General features: G+C 60.5%; 18 protein-coding genes and 2 pseudogenes. 13 read left to right on the top strand and 7 right to left on the bottom strand.

Translation table 11 applies throughout. The annotated features are described in order from the left end of the window. Window positions 1-114 precede the first annotated feature (114 nt). Together JW799_RS18075 and JW799_RS18070 are read left to right on the top strand one after the other, a co-directional pair. Complete coding sequence (locus JW799_RS18075) at window positions 115-951, top strand: AraC family transcriptional regulator (protein WP_080840734.1); 837 nt, start codon at window positions 115-117, stop codon at window positions 949-951. Between the two features lie 235 nt (window positions 952-1186). Then, window positions 1187-1417, top strand: a complete 231-nt coding sequence (locus tag JW799_RS18070) for a cation:proton antiporter regulatory subunit (protein ID WP_205431006.1) — start codon at window positions 1187-1189, stop codon at window positions 1415-1417. A gap of 82 nt (window positions 1418-1499) precedes the next feature. On the opposite strand, the gene htpG is transcribed toward JW799_RS18070, so the two are convergent. Next, on the bottom strand, window positions 1500-3389 hold the full coding sequence (gene htpG / locus JW799_RS18065) for a molecular chaperone HtpG (protein ID WP_080841082.1): 1890 nt from the start codon (window positions 3387-3389) through the stop codon (window positions 1500-1502). 87 nt (window positions 3390-3476) lie between these two features. Continuing rightward, complete coding sequence (locus JW799_RS18060; RefSeq protein ID WP_205431005.1) at window positions 3477-3890, bottom strand: hypothetical protein; 414 nt, start codon at window positions 3888-3890, stop codon at window positions 3477-3479. A 287-nt stretch (window positions 3891-4177) separates the two neighbouring features. On the opposite strand from JW799_RS18060, the gene JW799_RS18055 reads away from it, so the two are divergent. From JW799_RS18055 to JW799_RS18030, 6 genes are all read left to right on the top strand, one after another. Further along, window positions 4178-5179 carry a sugar-binding protein gene (locus JW799_RS18055; protein ID WP_205431003.1) on the top strand — a complete coding sequence of 334 codons (1002 nt, stop codon included), beginning with the start codon at window positions 4178-4180 and terminating at the stop codon, window positions 5177-5179. A gap of 1 nt (window position 5180) precedes the next feature. Then, window positions 5181-6650, top strand: coding sequence for a sensor histidine kinase (locus JW799_RS18050; protein ID WP_205431001.1), 1470 nt, complete (start codon window positions 5181-5183; stop codon window positions 6648-6650). Further along, complete coding sequence (locus JW799_RS18045; RefSeq protein ID WP_080840739.1) at window positions 6625-7959, top strand: AraC family transcriptional regulator; 1335 nt, start codon at window positions 6625-6627, stop codon at window positions 7957-7959. The genes JW799_RS18050 and JW799_RS18045 overlap by 26 nt, the downstream gene beginning before the upstream one ends. A gap of 238 nt (window positions 7960-8197) precedes the next feature. Further along, window positions 8198-9592 carry a sugar porter family MFS transporter gene (locus JW799_RS18040; RefSeq protein WP_205431000.1) on the top strand — a complete coding sequence of 465 codons (1395 nt, stop codon included), beginning with the start codon at window positions 8198-8200 and terminating at the stop codon, window positions 9590-9592. 65 nt (window positions 9593-9657) lie between these two features. After that, entirely contained in the window at window positions 9658-9963 is a 306-nt protein-coding gene (locus JW799_RS18035; RefSeq protein ID WP_139787341.1) for a hypothetical protein, read from the top strand. An 81-nt stretch (window positions 9964-10044) separates the two neighbouring features. Continuing rightward, window positions 10045-10953: a LysR family transcriptional regulator gene (locus tag JW799_RS18030; RefSeq protein WP_205430998.1), complete on the top strand. Its 909-nt coding sequence runs from the start codon at window positions 10045-10047 to the stop codon at window positions 10951-10953. Window positions 10954-10968: 15 nt separating this feature from the next. Here JW799_RS18030 and JW799_RS18025 read toward each other — a convergent pair whose 3' ends face one another. Then, a complete protein-coding gene (locus tag JW799_RS18025; RefSeq protein ID WP_240353329.1) occupies window positions 10969-11751 on the bottom strand; it encodes an SDR family NAD(P)-dependent oxidoreductase in 783 nt (260 codons plus the stop codon). 187 nt (window positions 11752-11938) lie between these two features. Beyond that, a complete protein-coding gene (locus JW799_RS18020) occupies window positions 11939-12850 on the bottom strand; it encodes a proline dehydrogenase family protein (RefSeq protein ID WP_205430996.1) in 912 nt (303 codons plus the stop codon). Window positions 12851-13005: 155 nt separating this feature from the next. Here JW799_RS18020 and JW799_RS18015 point away from each other — a divergent pair. Next, window positions 13006-14652, top strand: a pseudogene (locus JW799_RS18015) (sigma 54-interacting transcriptional regulator); the annotation flags it as partial. Window positions 14653-14687: 35 nt separating this feature from the next. Beyond that, window positions 14688-14804, top strand: coding sequence for a helix-turn-helix domain-containing protein (locus JW799_RS30430; protein WP_476695931.1), 117 nt, complete (start codon window positions 14688-14690; stop codon window positions 14802-14804). A gap of 154 nt (window positions 14805-14958) precedes the next feature. On the opposite strand, the gene JW799_RS18010 is transcribed toward JW799_RS30430, so the two are convergent. Further along, complete coding sequence (locus JW799_RS18010; RefSeq protein ID WP_205430994.1) at window positions 14959-18174, bottom strand: beta-galactosidase; 3216 nt, start codon at window positions 18172-18174, stop codon at window positions 14959-14961. A 171-nt stretch (window positions 18175-18345) separates the two neighbouring features. Here JW799_RS18010 and JW799_RS18005 point away from each other — a divergent pair, with 171 nt between their 5' ends. Together JW799_RS18005 and JW799_RS18000 are read left to right on the top strand one after the other, a co-directional pair. Next, window positions 18346-19464: a LacI family DNA-binding transcriptional regulator gene (locus tag JW799_RS18005; RefSeq protein ID WP_240353328.1), complete on the top strand. Its 1119-nt coding sequence runs from the start codon at window positions 18346-18348 to the stop codon at window positions 19462-19464. A 133-nt stretch (window positions 19465-19597) separates the two neighbouring features. Further along, window positions 19598-21154, top strand: a complete 1557-nt coding sequence (locus tag JW799_RS18000; protein ID WP_205430992.1) for a histidine kinase N-terminal 7TM domain-containing diguanylate cyclase — start codon at window positions 19598-19600, stop codon at window positions 21152-21154. Window positions 21155-21174: 20 nt separating this feature from the next. On the opposite strand, the gene JW799_RS17995 is transcribed toward JW799_RS18000, so the two are convergent. Then, window positions 21175-23424 (bottom strand): FAD-dependent oxidoreductase, encoded by a 2250-nt coding sequence (locus tag JW799_RS17995; RefSeq protein WP_205430988.1) that lies wholly within the window; start codon window positions 23422-23424, stop codon window positions 21175-21177. A 139-nt stretch (window positions 23425-23563) separates the two neighbouring features. Here JW799_RS17995 and JW799_RS30230 point away from each other — a divergent pair. Then, window positions 23564-24259: pseudogene (locus JW799_RS30230) on the top strand (helix-turn-helix domain-containing protein); the annotation flags it as partial. Between the two features lie 220 nt (window positions 24260-24479). Here JW799_RS30230 and JW799_RS17980 read toward each other — a convergent pair. Beyond that, window positions 24480-25337 (bottom strand): helix-turn-helix domain-containing protein, encoded by an 858-nt coding sequence (locus JW799_RS17980; protein ID WP_205433025.1) that lies wholly within the window; start codon window positions 25335-25337, stop codon window positions 24480-24482. Between the last annotated feature and the right edge of the window lie 63 nt (window positions 25338-25400).

The following is a 25400-nucleotide window of genomic DNA, read 5'->3' as shown; positions in this document are numbered from 1 at the left end:
TTTTCGTCTGTTATTTAAGACTATATTGCGATTATAGGTAAGTTTATTTAAAATGAAAATAACATTATTTTGCATGACGATATAACAATATTGTCATAATAGGGGACTGCAAGCATGATCCGTCAAAGCCACCTGCTGACCCTTCAGCAAACGTCTTTTTTCTGTTTGCCCGAGTCCGTCGGGTTTTACCGGAATGTTCCCGATCACAGCGTGACGCGGGAAGCGGGGGCGCTGAACAATTTCAACATTCACTTCGTCGCCGCCGGCAAAGGTTTCGTGGAGCTTGACGGCAACGTTCGGACGCTGCACGCCGGCGAAGCCGTGCTTTATTTCCCGCAGCAGCAGCAGCGGTACTACAGCAGCCGGGAAGACCCGTGGGCGGTTCGCTGGGTGCATTTTTACGGCAGCGGGCTGCAGGATTACATGCTCGAACGGGGATTGCACAAAAGCCAGTTGTGGACGCTCCGCCAGCCCGATTCTTGGTCGCAGGCGCACGAGGAGCTTCTGGCGGAAGCCGAAACGAACCGGATGCTGTTCCCGGCGCGCCTGTCCACGCTGACCTACGCGCTGCTGGCCGCGTTCGTCGAGCAGGCCGTGCCGCTCGTCGGAGGCCGGACCGGCTCGTCCGGCGACCGTATCCTGGAACTGCTGCCGCAAATGCAGCGGGATGCCGTAAAGCCTTTTTTGCTGGAAGATTGGGCCGAGCGCGCGGGGGTCAGCTCTTACTATTTTTGCAAACTGTTCAAAACCGTCATGAAAATGACGCCGATGGACTTCATCACGCGCTGCCGCCTCCAGATGGCCAAACAATGGCTGCTCGAGCGCAAAGAGGATAAAATCGGGGAAATCGCCGCCGACGCGGGATATCCGAGCGTCAGCTATTTCAACAAGCGGTTCATGGAGCACGAAGGCATGACCCCGACGGAATACCGTCGATTGTACGGCGCCTGACCGTCGAAACATCCATGCGGATCCGGCGAGAACCGCATAAACTGCTAAGGGAAAGCGCTTATTCGGCCGGCGGCGGACATGAGGGGAACGTTTTCATTCTTGACGTTCTCTCTCGCATGGACGATAATAGGCGTGCGCGCCCGAGCGCGCCGTTCATTTTTTGCCCGCATCGTTCGGGAACCGGCTTCGCCCGCCCGCGATTGCGGCTCATTATTTGTAAAGGCAGGGTTATGCGTTGGATATTCGCGAAACGGAGTTGCCCGGCATCGGCCGGAAATATAAGATTCGGACGCGCAGCGGGGAAACGCTCGTCATCGTCGTTCATCACGACGATCGCCGGGAAATGTTCCATCTGGACTCGGACGAACCGGATGCGGACATGCTTTCAATGATTACGCTCGACGACGAAGAGGCGCGGGCGGTCGCCGCCATCATCGGCGGCATGACGCTCAAACCGCAATCGTAACAGGAATCGGCCCGCGTCGCAGCCTCGAGGGCCGGGATCGCCGAATTTAAAAGCCCCGCGCAAGGCGGGGCCGGCAAACCGGTTAAACCATGATTTTGCAAATGTCGTTCGTGAATTCGACCGGGTCCTGAATCGGCAGCCCTTCGATCAGCAGCGCCTGGTTGTACAACAGCGCCGTGTACAGGTTGACTTTCTCCTTGTCGGTCGCGAACGAATCCTTCAGCGACTGGAACACCGGATGGTTCACGTTGATTTCCAGCACCTTGTCGGCTTTGACCCCCGGCATGTCGGGATTGCCCGGCATCGCGTTCAGGATTTTTTCCATTTCGATCGAAACTTCGCCCTCCGCCGACAGGCAAACCGGGTGCGACTTGAGCCGCTTGGAAGCCTTAACCGCTTTTACCTTGCCCGCAAGCTGGCTCTGCATATGCTCGAACAGCTCTTTGTGCTCGCTTGCTTCGGCCTCGTTTTCGCCTTTGCCCTCTTCCGGCTCGATGCCCAGATCGCCGCTCGACACGGACTTGAATTCCTTGTCCTTATAGCGCATGAGCATTTTGATCGCGAACTCGTCCACGTCGTCGGTAAAGTACAAAATCTCGTAGCCCTTGTCCGCCACCAGCTCCGTTTGCGGAAGCTTCTCGATCCGCTCGACGGAATCGCCGGTCGCGTAGTAGATGTACTTTTGCTCCTCCGGCATTCTCGACACGTACTCGTCGAGCGTGACCTGCTTTTTCTCCTTGGAGGAAGTGAACAGCAGCAGGTCCTGCAGCACGTCCTTGTGCATGCCGTAATCGTTGTACACGCCGAATTTCAGCTGGCGGCCGAACGATTTGAAAAACGTTTCGTATTTCTCGCGCTCGTCCTTGAGCATCGATTTGAGCTGGCTTTTGATTTTGCTCTCGATGTTTTTGGCGATTTGCTTGAGCTGCCGGTCGTGCTGCAGCATTTCCCGCGAAATGTTGAGCGACAGGCTTTCCGAATCGACCATCCCTTTGACGAAGCTGAAATAGTCCGGCAGCAGGTCGGCGCATTTTTCCATGATGAGCACGCCGCTCGAATACAGCTCTAGCCCCTTCTCGAACTCCTTCGAATAGTAATCGAACGGAATCGTTTCCGGGATGTACAGGATCGCCTGGTAGACGACCGTTCCGTCCGCGCTGATATGGATGTGCTTGAGCGGCTTGTCGAAGCCGTACCGCTTCTCGTTGTAGAAATTTTCGTAGTCTTCGGTCGTCAGCTCGTTTTTGTTGCGGCGCCAAATCGGCACCATGCTGTTGATCCGCTGTTCTTCCGTCACGTCTTCGAATTCGTTCTCGCTGCCTTCTTTCGGCTTCGACGTCGTGACGTCCATCTTGATCGGATAACGGATAAAGTCGGAATATTTTTTGATGATCGCTTTCAGCCGGTATTGCTCCAAAAATTCGTCGTAATTTTCGTCCTCGGCGTTGCCTTTGATTTTCAGCGTGATTTCCGTGCCGACCGAATCCTTCTCGCATGGCTCGATCGTATAGCCGTCCGCGCCGGTCGATTCCCACTTGTAGGCGCTGTCGCCGTACAGCGATTTGCTGACGACCGTCACGACGTCCGCGACCATGAACGCGGAGTAGAAGCCGACGCCGAATTGGCCGATAATGTCGTGGCCGTCCTTCGCTTCGTTTTCTTTCTTGAACGCGAGGGAACCGCTTTTGGCGATGATGCCGAGATTGTTTTCGAGCTCCTCTTTCGTCATGCCGATGCCGGTATCCGAAATCGTGAGCGTCCGCTTTTGCTTGTCGGGCGTCACTTTAATGTAATAATTGTCCTTGTCGAAAACGAGGTTCTCATCGGTGAGCGCCTTGTAGTAAATTTTGTCGATCGCGTCGCTCGCGTTGGAAATCAGTTCCCTGAGGAAAATTTCCCTTTGCGTGTAAATGGAGTTGATCATCATTTCCAAAAGCCGCTTCGATTCCGCCTGAAACTGCTTCTTTTCCACTTCGGAGACCCCTTCCGCCATCGTATTAGCACTCTCATCCTTCGAGTGCCAGCATCTCTTTTTTTATATCATTCCTCCAAATTGATGTCAATGACCGAGGCCGACGTCCGCGCTTCGCGTCCGGATTTGCAGAAAATAATAGACGGCAAGAACGGCCAGCAGCAGCACGGCGAGAACGAGATAAATGTTGCTGAAGACGAAGCCGCGTCCGGACGCGTTGGCCGGATTCCAGCTCGCGGCCGCGCCGGCGTCGATCGCCCTGCCGTAAATGCCCGCGGCGATCGCCTGGGACATGAAGTTCAGCATCGAAAACAGCCCCATGCCGACGCCCGCCCGCTCCTTCGGCAGCGTTCGGGAAATCGAATTGGACAGCGCGATGGACATGAACAATTGCCCGACGTTGCGAAAACGAGAAACAGGGCGATCCAGGCGGCGGCCGCGGCGGTAAAGGTCGATAGCGACATCCGGCTGATGAGGAGGAGATCCGTTTCCAGCTCCCATGCGAGCCGTTCTCCGAACAGCTTTTTCATGTCCTCGCCGTAATGAAATCCGGAAAGATTTAGTGATGCTCTGCCTGGAGCGGGGTTTCCGCTTGACGTTTCCGACAAGCGTTGCAGTTGCCGCAATTCCGACCGGTTCCCTTCCTGCCCGCAAAACCCGCCGCCCTCAGCCATGCAGTCATTCAGTCCGCTTTTTGCCCTTCCGCCGTTAAAATTCTTAAAATCGGGACATCTTTTGCTATAATGAGGCTTGCGAATTATCCCTCTCGCCAAAGGAGTCACGCCCCGATGACGAACCGACTTCGGAAGCTGGCCATTATCCTGCTTTCGCTTATCTTTATCGGCCTTCTCGCCGGCTTCGGCCTGTCGGCTTTGAATATCCGCAAATTGACGACGCAGCTGGACCCGCCCGCGCCGAGCGAACCTTCGGGACTTCGCATCGAACTGATTTCCCAGGAGTTGAACAACCCGTTCTGGAGATCGCTGGAAAGCGGAGCGCGAGAGGCGGCCGAGTCTTACGGCATGGAGCTCGAATACGCCGGGCCGACGCGGATCGACCCGGAAGAGCAAACCCGCCTGCTGGAAAAGGCGGTGGCCAAGGGAGCCGACGCGCTGCTCGTGCAAGGCTTGAACGATCCTGTCTACGCGCGGTTGATCGACGAAGCGGTCCGACGGGGCATTCCCGTCGTAACCGTCGACGCCGACGAGCCGAACAGCCGCCGAATCGCTTACGTCGGTTCGGACAACGAGCTTGCCGGCGCCCAAATGGGGGAACTGGTCGCCCGCAAACTGGACGGCGAGGGCGAAATCGGCGTCCTGCTCGGCAGCGAGGCAACGAATCAGCGGCTTCGGCTCGAAGGCTTCCGAAACGTCGTCTCCCGCTATCCCGGCCTCTCGATTGCCGACGTCCGCATCTCCAACATTTCCCGGCTCCAAGCGGCGGAGCAGGCTGCGGAACTGCTGCAGGAGTTCCCGGAGCTTCGCGCGATCGTCGGCTTCAGCGCGCTGGACGGCCTCGGCATCGCGGAAGCTGTCCAGCGCCTTGGCGTCGGGGACGTCAGCGTGTTCGCGTTCGACGATCTGGAAAATACGAAGGAAGCGATCCAGTCGGGCAAAATCGAAGCGTCGGTCGTCCAGCATCCTTACCGGATGGGCGAAGAAGCGGTCCGGCTGCTGCATGCCCTCCTTCAAGGCGAGCCCCTCGGGCAATCGCAGCACGTCGTTCCGACGACCGTGCTCGCCCGAAGCCCGTCAGCGCCTTCGGACGGAAACGGCTCCGGAGGTGAATAAAATGTCGATCCGCGCGAAGCTGCTGCTGGTTATCCCGCTCCTTGTCCTGCTCGCCAATACCGTCACCTTTTTCCTTTTTCAAAGCTCGACGATCGTCCAGCGAAGCTACGACCGGATGATGGATCGCATTCTTGCCTACAAGCAATCGGTCGAGGCCGCGGACCGGTCGCTCCAGGCGCTTTACGCGCACTTGCTCGACCCGAATCCCGAAAGCCGAACCGGGGCGGCGGGCGGCATCGAGGAGTTGATCCGGCGCGCCGGAGAGCTTGAGCGAACCGTTCGCCCCGCTTCCCAGGGCGCCGCCGGGACCGGCTACCTTCGGCTTCTTGACTCGCTGGCAAAGGAGGAGAAAGCCGCCCTTGCCGCAGCTTATCCGTCCGATGCGCTGTCGCGATACGAATCGGCCGAACGAATCGCGGGCTTCGTCCGCGAGGAGGCGCAGCGGCTCGTCGATCTCGAGCTGGCGTTCGACCAGCCGATTTTCCGCCGGATCCAGGAGGAGAACGCGCGCATGAACCGGCTCGGGGCCGCCGTCTTCGTCGCCCAGACGGCGCTCGGCGTCGCGCTTGCCGTCTGGATTTCCCGCGGCGTGACCGATCCGGTCGGCCGGCTCGTCAAAGCGGCGAAGCACGTCTCCGAACATCGCACCTACGAGACGCCGCCCGATCTTCCCGCCGCCGGCAAGGACGAGCTCGGTACGCTCTCCGGCGCGTTTCGGCAAATGCTGGCCGACTTGAAAGCGTCCGCGAGGCGGGACCGCGAAATGCTGGAGCAAAGCCGGCTCGTCAAGGAACTGGAGCTGCAGGCGCTGCAAAGCCAGATCCGGCCTCATTTCATGTACAATTCGCTCAACGTGCTGTCGAAGCTGGCGCTGCTGGAAGGCGCGGAGCGGACGTCCGACCTGATCGTCTCCCTGTCCCGCATGCTTCGCTACAATTTGCGCCGCCTGGACGAGCCGGTCGGCCTTAAAGACGAGCTGGAACAAGCGGACGCGTACGTCGCCATCCAGAAAGCCCGGTTCCGCGACCGCTTCCGGTTCGAAACCGAAATCGACGAGTCGGTCCTGGACACGCCGATCCCGCCGCTCACGATCCAACCGCTGGTCGAAAACGCGTTCGTCCACGGCATCGAAAGCCTGGAACGAAACGCCGTCATCCGGCTTTCCGTGCGTCGCGCCCCCGACGGCCGGAACGCCATCGTGGAAATCGCGGACAACGGCGCCGGCATGGACGAAGAGACCCGGCAAGCGCTGCTTCGGATGGACTACGAGCCGTCGGCCGGATTCGCTTCCGAAGGAAAGTCGTCCGGTCTCGGCACCCGCAACGTGTTCCGGAGGCTGCAATTGTTCTGCGGGCGCGACGACGCCGTCGAGATCCGGAGCCGGCCGGGATTCGGGACGACGATCGCGATTCGCATCCCGTTGACAAAGGAGGAAACGCAGACCGATGTACCGATTGATGATCGCGGATGACGAAGCGCTGGAACGGGAAGGCCTGGAGTGGATCGTTGGGCGGGAGCTTCCCGATACGTTCGAGATCCTTCACGCCGAAAACGGCAGGCAGGCGATCGAAGCCGCGGAGGAGCGGCGCCCGCACATCGTGTTCATGGACGTGCAGATGCCCGGCATTCAAGGGCTCGAGGCGCTGAAGGAAATCCGGAAAACGCTGCCCGAAGCCAAGCTTGTGCTCGTGACCGCCTACGATTACTTTTCCTATGCGCAGGAAGCGCTGTCCCTCGGCGTGAAGGAATACATCGTCAAGCCCGCCGGCCGCGAGCAAATCGCGAACCTTCTGCGGCGTCTGAAGGACGAGCTGGACCGGGAAAAAGACGCCAAAGCCGAGCAGCTCGAACTGAAAAGCAGAGTATACGCGCTGCAGCCGCTTGTCGAAAACGAGTTGGCGCTCACGCTGATGGTCGATCAGGTTTCGGGCGCCGGGCCCGAAGAACTGGCGTCCTGGCTCGACTTTCCGCTGGACGATTGCCGTTGCCTCGTGCTGGCCTTCTCCGGGCACGTATCGGGCCCGGACAGGCGAATGCTGTTCGAGACGATTCGCCGATACGCGAAGTCCCATGCCCGGTGCATCGTCAGCTCCATTCTCGAGCACCATTTGGCGTTGTTCGCGCGCAAGCCGCAGCAAGCGGACGGCGACGGGAAGGCGGAGGCCGTGCAGCTCGGCGAAAAGCTTCGCGACACGGTTCGCGGCGAGCTGGCGATCGGCCTGTCGGTCGGAATCGGGACGCTCCGCTCCGGAACGGAAGGGCTGCGCCGCTCGTATTTCGAAGCGGTGTTCGCCTCCGCCTGTTCCGACCGGGAAGGCCAAATTTGCCCGTTCGACGATTTGAAGCAGGGACAAGCCGTCGGCTTCCCCCGGGAAGGAGCCGAAGACGCCGCCCAACGCAGTTACGTCATGTCCGCGCTGAACCGCATTCGCGAAATCCGGGAAGAGCAGACCTCGACGGTCATCGACCGGGCGAAAGCCTACATCCGCAGCCGGTTCGCGGAAGACTTGTCGCTGGAGGACGTGGCGGAATTCGTGCATTTGAACCCTTTTTATTTCAGCAAAGTGTTCAAGCAGCATGCCGGCGAGACGTTCATCGACTTTTTAACCGGGCTGCGGATCGACCGGGCGAAGGAGCTTATCGGGGAAGATCGCCTCAGCATCAAGGAAGTAAGCTACGAGGTCGGTTATAACGATCCGAACTACTTCAGCCGCGTGTTCAAAAAAGTAACCGGCGTCACGCCGTCCGAGTTTCGGGCCGCGTTTGCGCCGGAATCCTAGCATCCGCGCATGCCGATCCGTCTCCTCCGGGAGGCGGATTTTTTTGCGCGGGTCGGACAAAAAAATGCTATCGTCCCCCGTCGTTCTTTCGCCCGGCGGCCGCATCGAAGGATTGTGCGGTTTTGGCGCAAATTAATGAAGCTGTTCGTTCCGCCTTCGGCTTTTTCATCATGCTATACTGGGTTTCGCTTCCCTTGCGGGAAGCCGTTTTGCAAGGCAGCGAAGGGAGGCAACGCTCATGAAAACCAAAACCGTTACATGGCCCGAACAAGGAAACCGTCCGAACATGAAATACGTGACGATCGTCTCGATCGTCGCCGCGCTCGGAGGGCTGCTGTTCGGATTCGATACCGCCGTCGTGTCCGGAGCGATCGGCTTCATGACGGAAAAATTCAATTTGAACGACGTTCAGGTCGGCTGGGCCGTTTCCAGCCTGATCATCGGGTGCATCGTCGGCGCCGCGTTGTCCGGAACGCTCAGCGACCGGTTCGGCAGGAAAAAGGTGCTTATCGCCGCGGCCGTTCTGTTCATCGTCGGTTCGATCGGCTCGGCGCTTCCGGAAACGTTCGCGGGATATATCGTTTTCCGGATGATCGGCGGGCTCGGGATCGGCATCACCTCGACCCTGTGCCCGCTCTACAATGCCGAAATCGCGCCGGCCCAATACCGCGGGCGGCTCGTCGCCCTTAACCAGTTCGCGACCGTTACCGGAATTTTCCTTACCTATTTCGTCAACTCCGGCATCGCGAGTTACGGCAACGACGCGTGGGACGTTTCCGAAGGTTGGCGCTGGATGTTCGGCGTCGGCGCGATTCCGGGCATCCTGTTCATGGTTCTTCTGTTCCTCGTTCCCGAAAGCCCGCGTTGGCTGATCAAGCAAGGAAGAGCCGAGGAGGCGCTGTCCATTTTGCTCCGCGTTCACGGGGAAGAAGCGGCCAAGCAAGAAGTTCTGGATATTAAAGCTTCCTTCAAGGAGAAAAAAGCGACCTATCGCGAGCTGTTCAAGCCGGGCCTTCGGTTCGCGCTCTTCGTCGGGGTCGTCATCGCGATTCTGCAGCAAGTGACCGGCATCAACGCCATTCTTTATTATGCGCCGGAAATTTTGAAGGAAACGGGCGCGGGCACGAACGCGGCGCTCGTGCAGACAATTTTGGTCGGCTTCATCAATTTCGCGTTTACGATTTTGTCGATCTGGCTGATCGACAAGGCCGGGCGGAAGGCGCTGCTCCTGGCCGGCTCGTCGGTCATGACGATCAGCTTGCTGCTGATCGGATATGTCTTTCACTCGGGCCAAAGCACGGGCCCGGTCGTGCTGGTGCTGATCCTCGTTTACGTAGCGGCGTTTGCCGTCTCGCTGGGCCCGGTCGTCTGGGTTTTGCTGTCCGAAATTTTTCCGAACCGCGTGCGCGGCCGCGCGACGGCGATCGCTTCGATGGCGCTGTGGGCGGCGGACTACGTCGTTTCCCAATCGTTCCCCCCGCTGCTCGGTTCGGCGGGACCGGCCGCCACCTACTGGACGTTCGGAGCGATGTCGCTGATTACGGTGCTGTTCACCTGGCGTTTCGTTCCCGAAACGAAGGGCAAATCGCTGGAGCAAATCGAAGCGCTTTGGACGCCGGCGAAGCGAAAATAACCCCTCGGCCGCCAAAGAGCGACCCTTCTCTTCCTTTTCAAGAAGAGGGGGGTCGCTTGCCTATAATGGATTTTATCCAATCAATGGAGCGGGAAACGGGGAAACCGCGGCCTAGAGTGGATTTTATCCAACGAGAAACGGCCATTTCGCCTGGAATGGACGAAACCGCCCCGCCCGATTGGACAAAATCCAACGAAGATGACGCATTGCGCGAAAAAACCGGTTTTGATTGGACAAAATCCAACCAAGCTTCGCCTAACCCCGTCTCGACCCGTGTTATCCCGCTCCCCCGCTCCACCCCGCTCAAGGAAGCCCGATTTCTCAAGACCGTCTTCTCAAGGACGAAGTCAGACGTTTTTCCAATCGTTTGAAAATCGCGTCAGCCTTTCGTTTAGCGATGCTTATCGATTATACTTTCCTATAAGACGAAGTAAACTCCGAGGGATTACAAGATGAATATCGAACAACTGGAATATGTCGTCGAGGTCGCCAAAACGGGATCCTTGTCGGCCGCCTCCGCCCATCTGCACGTGACCCAATCCGCGATCAGCCAGTCGATCGCCCGGCTGGAAGCCGAATTGGGCGTAGCGGTTTTCCTTCGCTCCCGCACGGGCGCGACCGTGACCGAAGAAGGAAAAAAAATCGTCCGCCAGGCGCTCAAAGTGCTTCATGAGCTGAACGAAATGAAACAAACGGCGCTGCATGACCGGCAATTGATCGAAGGCAAGCTGCAAATCGCGGCGTTTCCGGGCCTTATGCCTTTGCTCGTGCAGACGATCGCATCCATAAAAAAAGAAAATCCCCGACTCCGAATCGCCATCGAGGAAAAGGACTCGATGTCCATCGTCGAGGATATTCGGGCGAACCGGACCGACGTCGGGCTTGTCGCCGTCTATCCGAAGGATATCCGGCAGCTGAACGGCCTTGAATTCGAGGCTTCCAAACAAGTGAAACTGGTCATTATGGCAAACGGGAACTCCCCGATCGCGCGAAAAAAAACCGTTTCCCCGGAGGAACTGTTGAAGCTGGATTGGGTTCTTTACCAGGACAACTTCCTGGACGATTTTATCGCCGACTTCAGCTCGCGGCACGGAGAGCCTTCGATTCTTTTTACCACCAACAACGCCGGAGCGATTCAAACCGCCCTTGAGGAAAATATTGCGGTCACCGTCGGACACGATTACTCGTTCGTTCACCATCCCGCCTACCGGAACGGCGAATTCGCCATGGTCGAAATCGCCTCGTTCCCTCAGCGCGAAACGCAAATCGGCTGGCTCAAATCCGAGGCCAAGCAAAAATCGTTTTTATGCGAGTACTGCATCGGCCGCTTTCAGCGCGAGCTGGAGAAAAACAGCCTTTAAGCCTTGGCCCGGCGATCAGGAAAACCAGCGGCTCAGATCCGGGTACCCGCTCGTCGCCCACGCGCCGTCGACCAGCAGGCTTGCCCCGGAGACGTAACCGGCATCGTCGCTGGCCAGGAACAGCGCCGGGCCGGTCATTTCTTCCGGCTTCGCGGCGCGTCCCATCGGAATGCGCTCCATGTAGGCCGCGGTAATTTCCTCGCTTTGCAAAAGCCCCGCCGTTAGCGGCGTCTCGATCAGGCCGGGAAGGATCGCGTTCACCCGAATGCCGTTGCGGGCCATCTCCAGCGCGCCGTTTTTCGTCAGCATCTCGACGCCCGCTTTGGCCGAAGCGTAGGCCGAGCCCGAATACATCGGCACATGGGCGTTGAGCGACGCGACGTTGACGATGGCGCCGCCGCCTCGTTTCGTCATCGCCTTCGCTTCGTGCTTCATGCTTAAAAATACGCCTTTGAGGCACAGATCGACCGTAAAATCCCAATCCGCTTCGGAAAGATTGATGATCGTTCCGGCCTTCGAAGCCCCCGCTACGTTAAAGGCGATGTCCAATCCGCCGAACCGTTCGACCGCCTCGCCCACGAGCGCCTCCACATGCGCTTCTTGCGTGACATCGGTCTTGACGCCGACAAACGAATCGCCGAGTTCGGCCTGCAGGGCGTCCAACCGGTCTTTGTTGATATCCGCCGCGACGACTTTGGCTCCCTCCGCCAGCAGACGCCGGCTGATCGCATGCCCGACCCCGGAAGCGCCGCCGGTCACGACGGCAACCTTGTCTTTAAAACGATTTTCCATTGCCATGTCCGTTTCCTCCTCGAATCGTTAAAAATGAAATCGTTGTCATTTTTATTTTAACGTTCGATTATCATCATGTATAATTAATTGTTCTGCATTTAACATTAGTTTGGCTTATAGATAGCATTAAAGCTATTTCGCCGAAGCTCTCCCGCTTGATTGGACTTTGCCTGATAAAATCCATAGGCTCCGCTCAGCCTTTGAACAAATGATCCCATACGAACCGAACGTTCGCGGGGCGCTCCGCCAAGCGGCGCATAAAATAGCCGAACCAGTCGATTCCGTAGGGAACGTACACGCGCACTTTATAGCCTTCCCGAACGAGCCTGCGCTGGAGCGGCTCGCCGATTCCGTACAGCATCTGAAATTCGAAACGGTCGCCGGAGACGCCGTATTCCCGGACCAGCCGCTTCGCGTATTCGACCGCGTCCTCGTCATGGGTGGCGATCGCCGCGTAGCCGCCGCCAAGCAGCTGTTTCCGGATGAGGTTTTTGAAATTCGCGTCGACGTCCTTTTTATCCGGGTAGGCGACATCGGCGGTTTCTTTGTAGGCTCCCTTCACGAGCCGCAAATTCGCGCCGACCTCCCGCAGCTCCTTCACGTCCCGCTCCGACCGGTACAAATAGGCCTGGATGACGATCCCGACGTTGTCGTAATCCCGTCCGAGCTTTCGGTACATCTCGATCGCGGGCTGGCAGTGCGCATAATCTTCCATGTCGATGCGGACGAAATTCCCGTACCGGGCGGCCCTTTCCAAAATGCGCCGCATATGGCTCTCGCACGCCCCGAAATCGACGTCCAGGCCAAGCGACGTCAGCTTGACCGACACGTTGGAATCGATGCCTGCCTCCGCGATCGCGTCCAGCGTCCGCAAGACGGCGTCGGCCGAAAGCCGCGCTTCTTGTTCGCCGGCGACGAACTCGCCCAGATGGTCGAGCGTCGCCGCGATGCCCGAAGCGTTCAGCCTGCGGACCGCTTCGATCGCGGCGGAGACCGTCTCTCCGGCAACGAAACGCGAGGCGCCGAAACGAAGCCCGTACTTGCGCGCCGCCCGATTGGCGAGACGGCTTTTTCCCATCGTCCGAAACAGGTCGCCCACTCTCATTGCGACAAGTCGCCTCCTTCGCCGCGGCTCAACGACTCAGCGGCGGCTGTCCATCGGTGTTTAAGATTATACAGTATATTCCGGGTGCCGCCTCACGTTTACCGTTTTCCGCCGGCTCCCCCAACCTCGCGTCTTGTTGTTTCCGGCTGCTGCACATGATACATTTAAACCGAACGTACCTACTTTACGATCCTTTTGCGAGGTTGCACATGTTCAAACCTGAACAGTTTCCGATTCATCGACAATTCCATACCGCCTCCCCGACCGACCCCGCAAACGAAATTTCGGAGCGGCTGCGCGGCGGCGTTGCCGTCTATATGCCGGCGGGCGATCGGGCTTATCTGTTTACGGCCGAGGACGAGCCGCTGTTCGGCGAAACCGGCCGACCGGCCGCGAAATGGCTGGAGCGGTACGAAAGCTTGCGGTCTCCCGTCGTTGCTTCCGAAGATGTCGCGGCCGGCCGCTTCGAAACGCTCGAACGGCTCCTGGCCGGCGCATCGCGGCCGGTCGTGTTCCGGGAAGCGGACGGGACGATCGCCGGCTACTGCCGGATCGGCGAGCTGCTCGCCTACTTCCTCCGGGAAAGACGGCGCTTCGCTTCGTATTTTCAAACGCTGGCCGAAACGGTGTCCGACGCGGTAACGGTCGTCGACCGGACCGGCACCGTCATTTGCTGGAACGGCGTTGCGGAAGAAACGTACGGCATCGGCCGGGATACCATCGTCGGGCGCCGCATCGGCGAGCATTTTCAGCCCGATGCGCTCGTCGTGCTCCGCATGCTGGACGAAGGACGCACCGTGCGCAATACGTATCACCGTCCCCGCCCCGGCAATCACGTGCTGATCAACGCTTCCCCGGTATTGGACGAGGACGGGCGCATTATCGGCGGCATCGCCACCGAACAGGACATTACGCAGCTCGTCCGGCTGAACGACGAGCTGATGTCGGCGCATGCGTCGCTCCCCGACGATCGGGCGGCCGCCGACGAGCCGTTTCCTTTTATCAAAGGCAAAAGCAGGCGGCTCGAAACCGCGGTCCGGCTCGCCCGCAAAGCGGCCGGAACGGAAAATCCGCTGCTGCTCGTCGGCGAACCCGGCGTAGGCAAGCAGCAGCTCGCGCGCATGATCCACCAGCTCAGCCCGCGGGCGAAGCAGCCGTTTTTGACCGTTCATTGCGCTTCGATTCCGGACGGTCTGCTGGAAACCGAATTGTTCGGCTATCAGGGGGCACGTTTACGGGAAACGGCGCGGGAGGCCCGGGAAAGCTGGAACTGGCGGACAGGGGCACGCTGTTTCTGAACGGAATCGACCGTCTGCCGCCGGACGTGCAGGCGAAGCTTTACGAATATGTGCAGCGGCAAACCGTCTATCGCGTCGGAGGAACGGAACCGATTCCGGTTCGCGCCCGGATTATCGCGGCGACCGAGCGAAATTTGGGCGAGCTGGTCCGGGAACGGTCGTTCCGCTCCGATCTGTACTACGCCCTGAACGTCATTTCCATCGTCCTGCCGGCGCTGCGCGAGCGGAAGGAAGACCTGCCGTCGCTCGTCCAGACGTTCGCGCGCCAATTCGCCCTCCAATATCAAAAACCGGTCCCGCAATTCGATCCGGAGGTGCTGCTCGCTTTCGCCAATTACGACTGGCCGGGCAATTTGAACGAATTGATGAGCGTCGTGGAGCGCTGCGTTATCCTGAGCGACGACGAGCGGATCGGGCTGTCCGTCCTTCCGGCCCATCTGCAGAAGGAGCAGCCGAAGCTCGAAAGGAGCGAGTCCGAGGCCGGCCAGCCGCAGTTCAAGGCGCTAAAGACGCGAGCTACGGAACAAGAAGAAAAGGCGCTGATCGAGGAAGCGCTTGCCAAGACGCTCGGCAACAAAAGCGCGGCGGCCAAGCTGCTCGGCATTTCGCGCGGAACGCTGTACAACAAAATGAGGGAGCTGCGGCTTGAAGGATAAGCGGCCGTAGCATCGTTATATTCAGCCGATGGACCGGTCCGAAAGCAGCGTACCGCTGCCGGCGGGTCGGAGTTTTTTGCGAATCCTGATCGCCGGATCAACGGGGGCGCGCGACGAAGGGGCGAAGCCCGAAACGCTTCGCCCCTTCCCTTTTTTAACCGCCGGCCGAATCCCGGACGGTCTCCCCTCCGCGTGCCGCCGTTCCCTTCGCCGCTACCGCCGTTTCCCCGGGTCGGTACACCGACAGCAGCCGTCCTTCCCGATCCGCCGCGAACAGCACCGACCGTTCGCATTCCAACGTAAACGAATAGACCGTGCCGGTGACGGGATCTTTGACGGAAATATCGGCGTCTTCCCCGAATTCGGAAACGAAGACGAACAAGCTGCCTTCGCTCATCTCGAGCTTGCGGCCGTATACCCCCCGCAAATCCCCGCCGGACAGCCACTCCAGCTCGGGCGCGACGCCTGCGCGCGCCAACGCAAACCGGTACAAGGCGGCCAGCGACGCTTTGTCCTCGTTCAATTCGAGCGGCAGCGGGCACCACAGAAGCGTTCCCTTGCCGTGCGCCGCCTCGACGACCGCGGACGGCCCGCTCCCGGACGCGCCCTCGGCCAGCTGCTTGAAGCTGTCGGCTATGCGCGCGCCCCCGAACGACGCGGGCCAGACCGTCCCGCCGATCGATACCCGCTCTTCCCGCAGCAGGTTGACGACCTCGCCCGCCCCGAGCAGCTCCTTCAGCCGCTCCGCGGGCCGCCAATACGCGTCGAGTCCGACCGGCCCCGTCAACAGCAGGACCCCGCCGACGGACTCGACTTGCGATAACAGCCGCTCCAGCGCTTCGCCGCTGAAATTGTGGGGACTCGGCACGACGATCAGCTTCGGCGGCGCATCCGTCAGCGCATCCAGATGATACTCGCCGACGCCGCGCGCAGGCACGTTCATCCGATAGGATAGCGTGCGCACGGAACGGGTCGTCGCGTCCCACGCCAGCGGGCGATGGGAGAAGTCGTTCGAATACGGGTACACGATGGCCGTTTCCTCAAGCTTCCGGCCGCGGAACAAATCCCGGATGCCGCCGATAAACGCGCCGAAATCGTACGAAACCGCGGCCTCGGGCTTTTCCGTGCCGTCCGCGCGCAGCGCCCCGATATGCGATTCGTTCACGTTATGCATGTAAAAGTTGATGTTCCAAATCCACTGCACCGCGCCGGCCCCGCCCGTCGCGAATGCGTAGGCGTATTTTCGCTCCAGAATGTTTCTCAGCTCAAGCTCGCTTCGCTTCGCGCGCCCGTCCGGCGCCTCCACGTACATGATGCCGGTCTCCTGAACGAGCGTCGGCTTGCCGGGGTCCTTGCCGAACACGCCGTCCCAGACGAGGTCGTCCATTTTCCACCACGTATGCACGGTCGTATAGTCGACCGCTTCCGCGTAAAAAAACGGGGACGGCCGCTGGGCGCCCAGCCCTTCGTCCTGGCCGACCGTAACGAGCTGCTTCGGCTGAAAGCTGCGGATCGTGTCCGACAGCTGCCTCGCCCACCGGTTGTGCATCTCCATCGTGAACAGCGCGTAGTCGAGCCAGGGCCCCCCTTTTTTCTCCATCGTTTCCGTCGTGCCGAACGGGATATCGCCCGGTTCCGGCGGCAACGCGGCTTCGAACGAAGGCAGCTCCTCCGGCGTCATGTTCCAGCGCTCCTGGAGCAAGGCGATATCGCCGTGCCGATCGCGAAGCCACCGCGCGAACGCCTCCCGCTCGTACCGGTCTCCAGCCGAACGGGGGCCGTCGAAGATCCGCTTCGGGTCGAACAGGGACGGCTCGTTGATCAAATCCCAATGCACGTGCTTCGATTCGGCATGGCGGGAAACGACCGCCGCGATGAACCGCTTTTGCGCCTCGACGCTGCGAGGGTCGAGATACGGATTCGTTCCCTCCCACATTTCCGGAGTAAACGAGAAGAAGTTGAACGTCACTTCCAGATCGTAGCGCTTGGCCGTCAGCAAAAACGCGTCAATGGCGCGCAGCGTTTCCTCGTACGCATGCCCGTCGACGAACATGAATTGCCGCCAGGCGGACCAAATGCCGGTGCGGATCAGGTTGATGCCCGCCCGTTTCATCCGGGCCATATCCCGTTCCCATACCGCCGCGTTCGGCAAAAACAAATATTTCCGCGCCACGTCGCTCGACATGTACGTCATGCCGACGACCGGGAACGGGCGGCCGTCTTTCTCGAAATAATCGCGGCCGCAGCGGAGGAACTCCCCTTCCCGCAGCAGCTTTTCGTCCATTCCCCAGAACCCTTGGCGCAGCGTTCGCCGCTCCCCCGTATCGGGCATCGCCATCTCGCATTCGACCAGATAAAAGCCCGCCTCCACCTCGAAAGGCAGGACGAACCGCTCGAAGCCGAGCTCCCTTCCGGCCGTTACGGCGCGTTCTTCGCTCCAGACCGGATCGAAATCCGATTTCGGATGCCCGACTCGCGTCTCGGGGGCGGCCGCTGCTGACGTTTTCGCTTTCCGGACGCTCAGCCGGGCGCGCCAAGTTTGCGATCGCCCGGACGCCGCGCCCGATTGCCCTTCCGTCCGCGCAAGCCGCTGGATTTGCAGCGTCAGGGCCGCGCGGTCGCCCGGATCGTACGTGGCGAATGCGGTTTTGAGCCACATTTCGGTAACGCCCGCGGCGACGAAGCTCGCCCATTCGGTTAGAGCCTCGAGTCCGGCAGCGCACCAGAACGCCTCGCGGACCGGCTGCGTAACGAAGATCCAGCGGCCTCCCGCGAATTCGCCTTTCGTATGCTCCAGAAGCACTGCCGGCGCCGCCAGCTCCCGTTCGGGAACGCCGCCGACGCCCGTCAGCAGCGGATAAATGTGGGCGTCCATCGGACCGGACGTTCCGAGCTCGTCCGGCTTGTCGTCGGCCCACGTGGCATGAAGGACGAGGCCGCGGGCGGCTTCGACCGTGAACAGCGATTCCTGCCGGAAAAGCGGAAGATCCGGGTTGTGCGCAAGCCGGGAGATCCGCGCGGGATCGATGCGCAGCGCCTCGTGAATGTGCAGCTGCCGGTGGTATGCGGTTTGTTCGGGTTCGGCCAACCAGCCGCTGCCGTCGGGCCTGACGGGGATCCGGAACGGCGCGCCTCCGATCGAAACGAGGCCTTTGCCGGAGCGGACATGCCGCAAGACGGACGGCCACGCCTCCTTCGGGAAATGCGGACCGTGCAAATGGACGAAAACATCGGCCTCGGCGAGCGCTTCGCCCAAACCGGCCGCGCCCGCGATGACGAACGAACGGCCTAACGAAGCCAGCGTTTCCTCATCGGGACGGGTTCCCTCGTACGGAAAATCCGGATCGTAGAAAACGACGATTTTGCTCATAGTTCCTCCTTGAATCGGACATTGGATTTGATATAATTTTTGTTAGGTTTGTTAGGCTCTTAACCTCAAATCATGGACAATGTAAGCCGTTTCTCCGAGGATGTCAACAGGAGATTTTCCGTTTTTCGGCATTATGAATAATGCCGGCTTTAGCCGAAGGAGATGTTCGCTTTGCGCAAAGTTTCGATGCAGACGATCGCCGACCGGCTCGGCGTATCGAAATATACCGTGTCCAAGGCGCTGTCGGGGAAACCGGGAATCGGCGAAGAAACGCGACTTCGGGTGCTGGAGATGGCGGAAACGCTTGGCTACCGAAGCAAGCCCGTTCGCGCGGGGGCGCAGGCTTCGCCGCTTCCCTTCGCGCCCGTGCCGTCACGCCGAACGCTGCCGTCCCCCGGCGACACGCTGCCGTCCGGCGACACGCCGTTGTTCGCCGACACGCCGATACTGGCCGGCAAACCGTCTTTGGCCGAACCGGCCGCGCCCGTTATCGCGATCGAAGTCAGGCCGGAATACCGCGAAGAACCGGATTTTTGGAAAAGGGTGCTGGAGGGCATCGGAGCGGCATGCCGGGAGGCGGGATTCGGCATGCGATTCGCGGACGATCCGGGCGGGCGGCCGGAGACGGCGGCGGGCGTCATCGTTATGGGTTCCGTCCCGCGGCAGCGTCTGCTTGCCCTGAACCGGCTGAAAGCGCCGGTCGTCGTGATCGATCACGACGATCCGCTCGTGCGCGCGGATACCGTATGGAACGACAATCTGGAGGCGGCGCGGCTCGCGTGCAGCCATCTGCTTTCGCAAGGCTGCCGAAAGTTGGCGTTCGTCGGCCGGGACCGGTTCGCCGTCAGCTTCAAGGAGCGGTGGTGGGGCTGCAAGCTGACGGCGGACGAATGGAAGAAGACGCGCCCGGAGACCGGATGCGTCCTGCGAAAATGGACGGTGCCGTACGGGTCCGGCGACTTCGCCCAGCATCTCCGGCGGCGCGTAATCGAAGCCGGAGACGAGGGAGTCCCGGACGGATTCGTTTGCGCCAACGACCGCATCGCCATGGCGCTCGCCGAGACGCTGGAAGAGGCCGGCATCGGCGTACCGCATCCGTGCCGCATCGTCGGCATCGACAATATCGAGCCGTCGGCAGCCGCGCGTCCGCCGCTGACGACCGTCCACCTTGCCAAGGAGCAGCTCGGGGCGCGGGCGGTGCATGCATTGCTCCGTCGCCTTGCGCAGCCGCATGCGCTTCGCGAGAAAATCGTGCTCTCGGCCGAACTGATCGTGCGCCAATCCGGGTAACGGCGAGCCTAATTGCGGCCTTGCCGTCCTCCGCGGCGGGACTTTCGACTTAAAAAAATGATTTCTAACCCGCTCCGCTTCTAGTAATATTAGAGAGGAAGTCGACGTTTTTTGACAGCGGGGAACGGAATCGATGGAATCGCAAATTACCATCTTTATCACGCTGGCCGCAACTTCGGGAGTGCTCAGCGTTTTTCTTGGCCTGTACGCCTTTCTCAAGCGGAAAAGCGTTCCTAGCGCAAGCCTGTTCGTGCTCTACAATGCGGCGCTTGCCATTTATATTTTCGGTTACGCGTTCGAGCTCGCCAGCGACACGCTGGCGGAAATCAAGCGCTGGATCGTCGTGGAATATGTCGGGATGCCGTTTTCCGTCGTACTCGGCCTGCTTCTCGTTATGCGCTACACGGGCCGAACCGTTGCCCGCAAAACGGCCGCCGCGATGTTCGTCATCCCCGCCATTACGCTCGCGATGGTGGCGACGAACGACTTCCATCACTTGTTTTACCAGTCGATTTATTTGCGGGAATCTTCCCCGAAGCCGCTCGTGGACATCGCCGTCGGAGAGTGGTACATCGTTCACGGCGCCTATACGTTCGGCTGCCTGCTTGCCGGCTTCGTCCTGCTGCTCCGGCGATGGAAACAGACGAAAAAAACGTACAGGCTGCAGCTTGCCGTCCTGATCCTTTCGCAGATCGTCCCCATTTTGGCGGCTTTTCTTTATTTAATGGGCGTGACGCCGCAAGGAATGGACCCGGTGCCCGTCGTGCTGTGCCTGACCTCCGCCATGAACATCTGGGCGATCGTCACCAGCCGCATGCTGACGATCGTGCCGATCGCCAAGGACAGCATCTTCGAAAGCATGAAGGAAGGCGTCATCGTCCTTGACGCGGCCGGACGGATCGTCGACTTCAACCGCGCGCTGGGCGAAATGCTGCCCGCGTTCGGCAGCCGCGTCATCGGCAAAACGCTGGACGAAGCCTGGATCGGAATGACGGGAACCGCCTTTCCCGCCGTCCGCAGCCTGGACGGAGCGGAAGAAGAGCTTCAGTGGACGAACGGAGGGCGCGCGGCGACCTATCTCGTCCGTTCCTCGACGGTGACGAGCAAAAGAGGCGACTCGCTCGGCACGCTGCTCATGCTGATCGACGTGACGGAGCAGAAGCGGCTGGAGGACCGGCTCCGGCAGCTTGCGTATTATGACGGCCTGACGCAGTTGCTGAACCGCACGCAGTTTCTGCTCCGGGGCAAAAAGATGCTGGAGGAAGCCCAATCTTCAGGCTCCCCCTTCTCGCTCGTGTTGTTCGACATCGATCATTTCAAGCGGATCAATGACACGTACGGACACGAAACCGGGGATCGGGCGCTCGTGTTCGCCGTGTCCGCGATCCGCCGGCTGCTCTCGCCGGACATGCTGTTCGCCCGCTACGGCGGCGAGGAATTCGCCATCTGCCTTCCCCGAACCGGCATCGAGGCTGCGGCCGCCCTCGCGGATCGGCTGCGGATCGCCCTAAGCAGCGAGCCGCTGGAAACGCAAAACGCCCGCGTCCGCATCACCGCCAGCTTCGGCGTCGCCCAAATCGCGGACGGCGCCGACACGCTGGAATCGCTGCTGCGCGACGCGGACGCCGCTCTATACGAATCGAAACGGAACGGGCGGAACGCGGTCAGCCTGCGTGCCGAAACCGTATAGCCGCCAAGCTCCCGAACGCCTCAATCGCCATAGACCCTTATTTCGACGAGCTCCGCACGCGGGCCGCCGTTCGTCTCCTCGACGACGAGGCGCAGGCGGTCGGCCGCGACGGCTTGATCCAGCCTGTGCACGCGCTTGCGCTTCCGGTTGCCGGATGCTTCGGCGATCGTTCTCCAGCCCGCGCCGTCGGGAACCTCCAGCCGATACCGGCGCGCCAGCTCGGGGATGATCGGGAACGGCGTTTCGTGGTGGTGAAGATTGATCAAGTCCTCGTTGACGTCGTCGTTGAACGTCAAATGGATTTCCGCCGCATGAACGGGCGACTCCCAGGCCAGTTCGAGCCATTCGGCGCGTCCTTCGGCCAGCGGCTCGGACACCCACATGTGCGGGCCGCCGTAAGGACGGGCGAAGCCGTCGATCGCCTTGTCCGGGCCGTACGCGCCGGAATCGGCGGCGAAGCAGAACGGGCGCCTTGCTCGCCCCCGCATCGACCATTCGATCACCGGCTGATCCGGCTGGTGATCCTCCAGATCGGAGGAGACGACCGGCTTCGCCCCCCTTTCGAACGCGAGCACGCCGGTTACCGGTTCGAGCGAATCGAACAGGCGGACACGCCCGTTGGCGCGGACGATCAGGAACGCGTTGGCGGGCGATTCGAACGCGCCGCCCGAAAGCGGCAGCGTTACCCAGGCGCGCTCGCCCGCGGCTACCTTCACCTCGCACTCCTCCCGCTTCGTCTTCGGCACGTAGTTTTCCGGCCTGCCCGTATCCCACAGCTCCGCCCGCAGCACGGTGTCCTCGTCCGCCTCCGCGAGCAGCTCGAGCTTGCCGATCGGCCCGTCGACCGGAAACAGAATGCCGACGTCCGCTGCAAGCGGATAGGCGGTTTCGGCCCGATCGACCCGGATGCGCGTCATCGCGCTCGAAGCGCTGACGGAAGCCCTCCGCGCAAGATCGGCCTCGTCCTCGTTGCGGAGGCCGATAATCGAGGCGTCGCTTTTCAGCATCGTCTGCTGCAGCTCCCGCATGTGCCGCTCCCGCAGCTCGCGCGGCGTGACGCCTTTGCCGACGCACAGCGCGGCGCCGGCGCCGGCCGCTTCGCCCATTACCGCGCACGTCGCCATCACCCGCGTCGAGCCGAACGCGACGTGAGAAGCGCTGACGTTCCTCCCCGCGAACAGCAGATTTTCGACGTTTCGCGAATAGAGCGAGCCGAACGGAATGTGATAAATGCCATCCGCGTGCAGATGCTTCGATCCGCTCTCCGTCGCGTACATTCCTTGCGGCGGATGCAGGTCGATCGACCAGCCCCCGAACGCGATGCGATCGTCGAACGGCCGCTGCGCGAGAATGTCGTTCTGGTTCAGCACGTAGTCCCCGACGAAGCGGCGGTATTCGCGCTTGCCCGGCAGCGAGCCGACCCATTCGAGCGTCATCGTTTCGGCGTCGAATTTTCCGGAATTTTTGATGTAATCCCAAATGCCGTAAATGACCGACCACAGCTCGTCGCGGATGCGCTCGTTTTCATGAACGGTATCGAGCTCCCCGCCCCATTCGATCCACCAGTAATGGCAGCCGTTGTCTCCGCTGCGGATGACGCGCTTCAACGGAATCGACGTCGTCGCGATATCTTTCGCGAACGACGGCGGGACATAGCGGACCGGCTTGCCCGTATCCTTCGTATAAAACAGAAGCGTGCTGCCGAGCGTAATGTCGTCCGCGACTTCCGGCGCCCACTCCTCGCCGTACTCGCTGCGGGCTTCGCGGCCGAGCCGGAACTCCGCTCCGGCCAAAAACCCGACAAGCCCGTCGCCGGTGCAATCGAGAAACATCCGGCTCTCGAACCGGATGCGCCGCTCGGAGCCCATCATCCAGCCCGTTACGGACCGGATGACGCGCTGGCCCTCCTCTTCCCCCGCCTCCGCTTCATGAACGTCGGTATTGAGAAACAGCCGGATGTTCGGTTCGGCTTTTACCGCTTCCAGAACGACAAGATCCCAGAAATACGGATTTCCCTCCGGATTCCGGTACTGATTTTCGACGAACAGCTCGCCCATGATTCCCGTTTCCCTGGCGTACCGGTTCGTGCCGTGAGCCGTGGCGCCGCATACCCACACCCTCACCTCGCTGCTGGAGTTGCCTCCGAGCACCGGCCGGTTTTGCACGAGCGCTACCGTTCTCCCCTGTCTCGCCGCGGCGATGGCCGCGCAGACGCCCGCCAATCCGCCTCCGACAACCGTAATGTCCGATTGCACGATTTCATGTTTCATGTCGCCGGTTCCTCCTGGTCGCATGATCGAATCATGTTAATTTGTATCCTTTTTTTCAATCATAAAACGACCGCTTATCAAAAAGAATGCATTCCATTACAATAGAGCATATCTCTTATTTCAAAAGGAGAGCTGCCGGATGGCCGCGTTCGAATTGCTTCATCACATCTACTGGCGCCGCAAGCCGAAGTTCGACCTGTCGCGGGACCGGTACGATTATTGGACGATCTTTGCCGTGACGGAAGGGACGTTTCGCTATCGGATCGGCGAGGAGACCGGGGAAGCCGGATTCGGGGATTTGATCGCGTGTCCGCCTGGTGAATGGTTTGGGCGCGAGACGTTGTCGCCGCTTTCTTTCCACGTGTTTCATTTTCATCTTTCCTCCGCGGAGGGCGGAGCGGGCGCCCGGCTCGGCGTTCGCCTGACGATCGGCGACACCGAAAGGCTCGCGTCGGACTATCGGTATTTGGAGCTGGCTTACGGGCAAACCGGCGAAGAAACAAGAAGCAGGGCGGCGCATTTGTTCAACGATCTGCTGATGCTGCGCGAAACGGAGCGGCTGACGGCGGACGATCGGCCGCCCGGCGCGGAACCGATCGATCCGTTGATGGCGAAAGCGAAGCGGCTGCTCGACAGCAGCTGGCAGACGGGGGAAATGCAGGCGATGGGCCAAATCGCCGAATCGCTCGGGTTGACGCCGGTTCAATTGACGAGGCGGTTTCAGCGGGCTTACGGTCTTCTCCCCTCGGACTACGTCAAAGAGCAGCGGCTGCGGCTTGCCTGCTGCCTGCTGAAGGAAACGACGCTCAGCCTGGACCGGATTGCCGAACGGTGCGGGTACGAGACGGGCCCGTACTTGAGCCGCGTCTTCCTGTCGGCGTTCGGCATCCGCCCTCCGAATATCGAAGATCGCATCGGATTTGACTCCGGCTCCGCAATCGAAAAGAATCGCAGGCTTAAGGTTCGGCCTCTAAATAGCTTTTACATCAACCGCGCTTCGCCGAATGGAGCGGCCGGCAGACGCCGCATGACGCGAATCGCGCAGGTACTTTCGTTTAGCGGGCCGCCTGCTCCGCCCGATGAAGGAAGCGCTTCATCAACAGCGGCAGGGAAATCAGGATCGGCGGATCGTCCAGACGCGGGGGATACAACCGCACCTCCAGGTTGTGGAAGGGCGAGCAAGGCCCGACGACGATCGGCTGCCGGGAGCGGGTGCGCAACGTGGCCTGCGGCAGCAGCATGTCGTTGGCTTGCATGCTCCAGGAAACCGACGTCGCCAATAAGTAATACGTGCCCGGTTCGACGTTCTCAAAGCGGAACGTGGCCGGGGACGGCAGCCTCGTAAGCGTACCGTGCAGCGGAATGCCTTCGGGAATCGGCTTTGCGAACAGTCCGATCAGCACGACCCCCTCGAACGGCGCTTCCGCCGTTATCGTTCCTTCGACTTGACCGCAGCCGGCCGGCAAGCGGGACACCCCGAACGAAGGCTCCTGCCGTCGAAAGTCCCCCGGATCCCCAAAATTCCGCAAATCCCGCAGCTCCAGCAAGTGGCGGTTCGCCTGGTGGGCCGAGTTCCGGAAATCCGCAGGCGTAACGCCGATTCGTTCGGTGAACCGGGTCGTGAACGTGCCCAGGCTGTTTTGCCCGATTTCCATCGCGATATCCCGCACTTTCATATTCGTGTGCAGCAGCAGTTCCTTCGCCTTCTGCAAGCGGAGGGCGGAGACATAGTATTGCGGCGAGAGACCGATCCTTTCCTTGAAGACGCGGGTAAAATGGTACGGGCTGTAGGCGGCGTAGCGAGCCAGCCTGTCCAACGTGAGCGGCTCGTCCAAATGGCGGTGAATGTAAGCGACGACCTCGTCGATTTCCGGATAGCGTTCGATCGGCAACGCACCTTCCTTCGGCAGCATTTCGCATTGAATGCAAATCATGCATGTCATAAGAACAAGCGTTCGCAATCAATATACCATACA

This window comes from Cohnella algarum (assembly GCF_016937515.1).
Taxonomy (GTDB): domain Bacteria; phylum Bacillota; class Bacilli; order Paenibacillales; family Paenibacillaceae; genus Cohnella; species Cohnella algarum.
Note: the sequence above shows the minus strand (reverse complement) of the source record. Positions and strands in the feature narration are given on the sequence as shown.

Excerpts from the sequence above, each read along its gene's own strand:
- JW799_RS18075 (WP_080840734.1), top strand. The coding sequence starts at position 115 with ATGATCCGTCAAAGCCACCTGCTGACCCTTCAGCAAACGTCTTTTTTC.
- JW799_RS18060 (WP_205431005.1), bottom strand. The coding sequence starts at position 3,890 with ATGGGAGCTGGAAACGGATCTCCTCCTCATCAGCCGGATGTCGCTATC.
- JW799_RS18055 (WP_205431003.1), top strand. The coding sequence starts at position 4,178 with ATGACGAACCGACTTCGGAAGCTGGCCATTATCCTGCTTTCGCTTATC.
- JW799_RS18050 (WP_205431001.1), top strand. The coding sequence starts at position 5,181 with ATGTCGATCCGCGCGAAGCTGCTGCTGGTTATCCCGCTCCTTGTCCTG.
- JW799_RS18045 (WP_080840739.1), top strand. The coding sequence starts at position 6,625 with ATGTACCGATTGATGATCGCGGATGACGAAGCGCTGGAACGGGAAGGC.
- JW799_RS18040 (WP_205431000.1), top strand. The coding sequence starts at position 8,198 with ATGAAAACCAAAACCGTTACATGGCCCGAACAAGGAAACCGTCCGAAC.
- JW799_RS18035 (WP_139787341.1), top strand. The coding sequence starts at position 9,658 with ATGGATTTTATCCAATCAATGGAGCGGGAAACGGGGAAACCGCGGCCT.
- JW799_RS18030 (WP_205430998.1), top strand. The coding sequence starts at position 10,045 with ATGAATATCGAACAACTGGAATATGTCGTCGAGGTCGCCAAAACGGGA.
- JW799_RS18025 (WP_240353329.1), bottom strand. The coding sequence starts at position 11,751 with ATGGCAATGGAAAATCGTTTTAAAGACAAGGTTGCCGTCGTGACCGGC.
- JW799_RS18020 (WP_205430996.1), bottom strand. The coding sequence starts at position 12,850 with ATGAGAGTGGGCGACCTGTTTCGGACGATGGGAAAAAGCCGTCTCGCC.
- JW799_RS18010 (WP_205430994.1), bottom strand. The coding sequence starts at position 18,174 with ATGAGCAAAATCGTCGTTTTCTACGATCCGGATTTTCCGTACGAGGGA.
- JW799_RS18000 (WP_205430992.1), top strand. The coding sequence starts at position 19,598 with ATGGAATCGCAAATTACCATCTTTATCACGCTGGCCGCAACTTCGGGA.
- JW799_RS17995 (WP_205430988.1), bottom strand. The coding sequence starts at position 23,424 with ATGAAACATGAAATCGTGCAATCGGACATTACGGTTGTCGGAGGCGGA.
- JW799_RS17980 (WP_205433025.1), bottom strand. The coding sequence starts at position 25,337 with ATGCTGCCGAAGGAAGGTGCGTTGCCGATCGAACGCTATCCGGAAATC.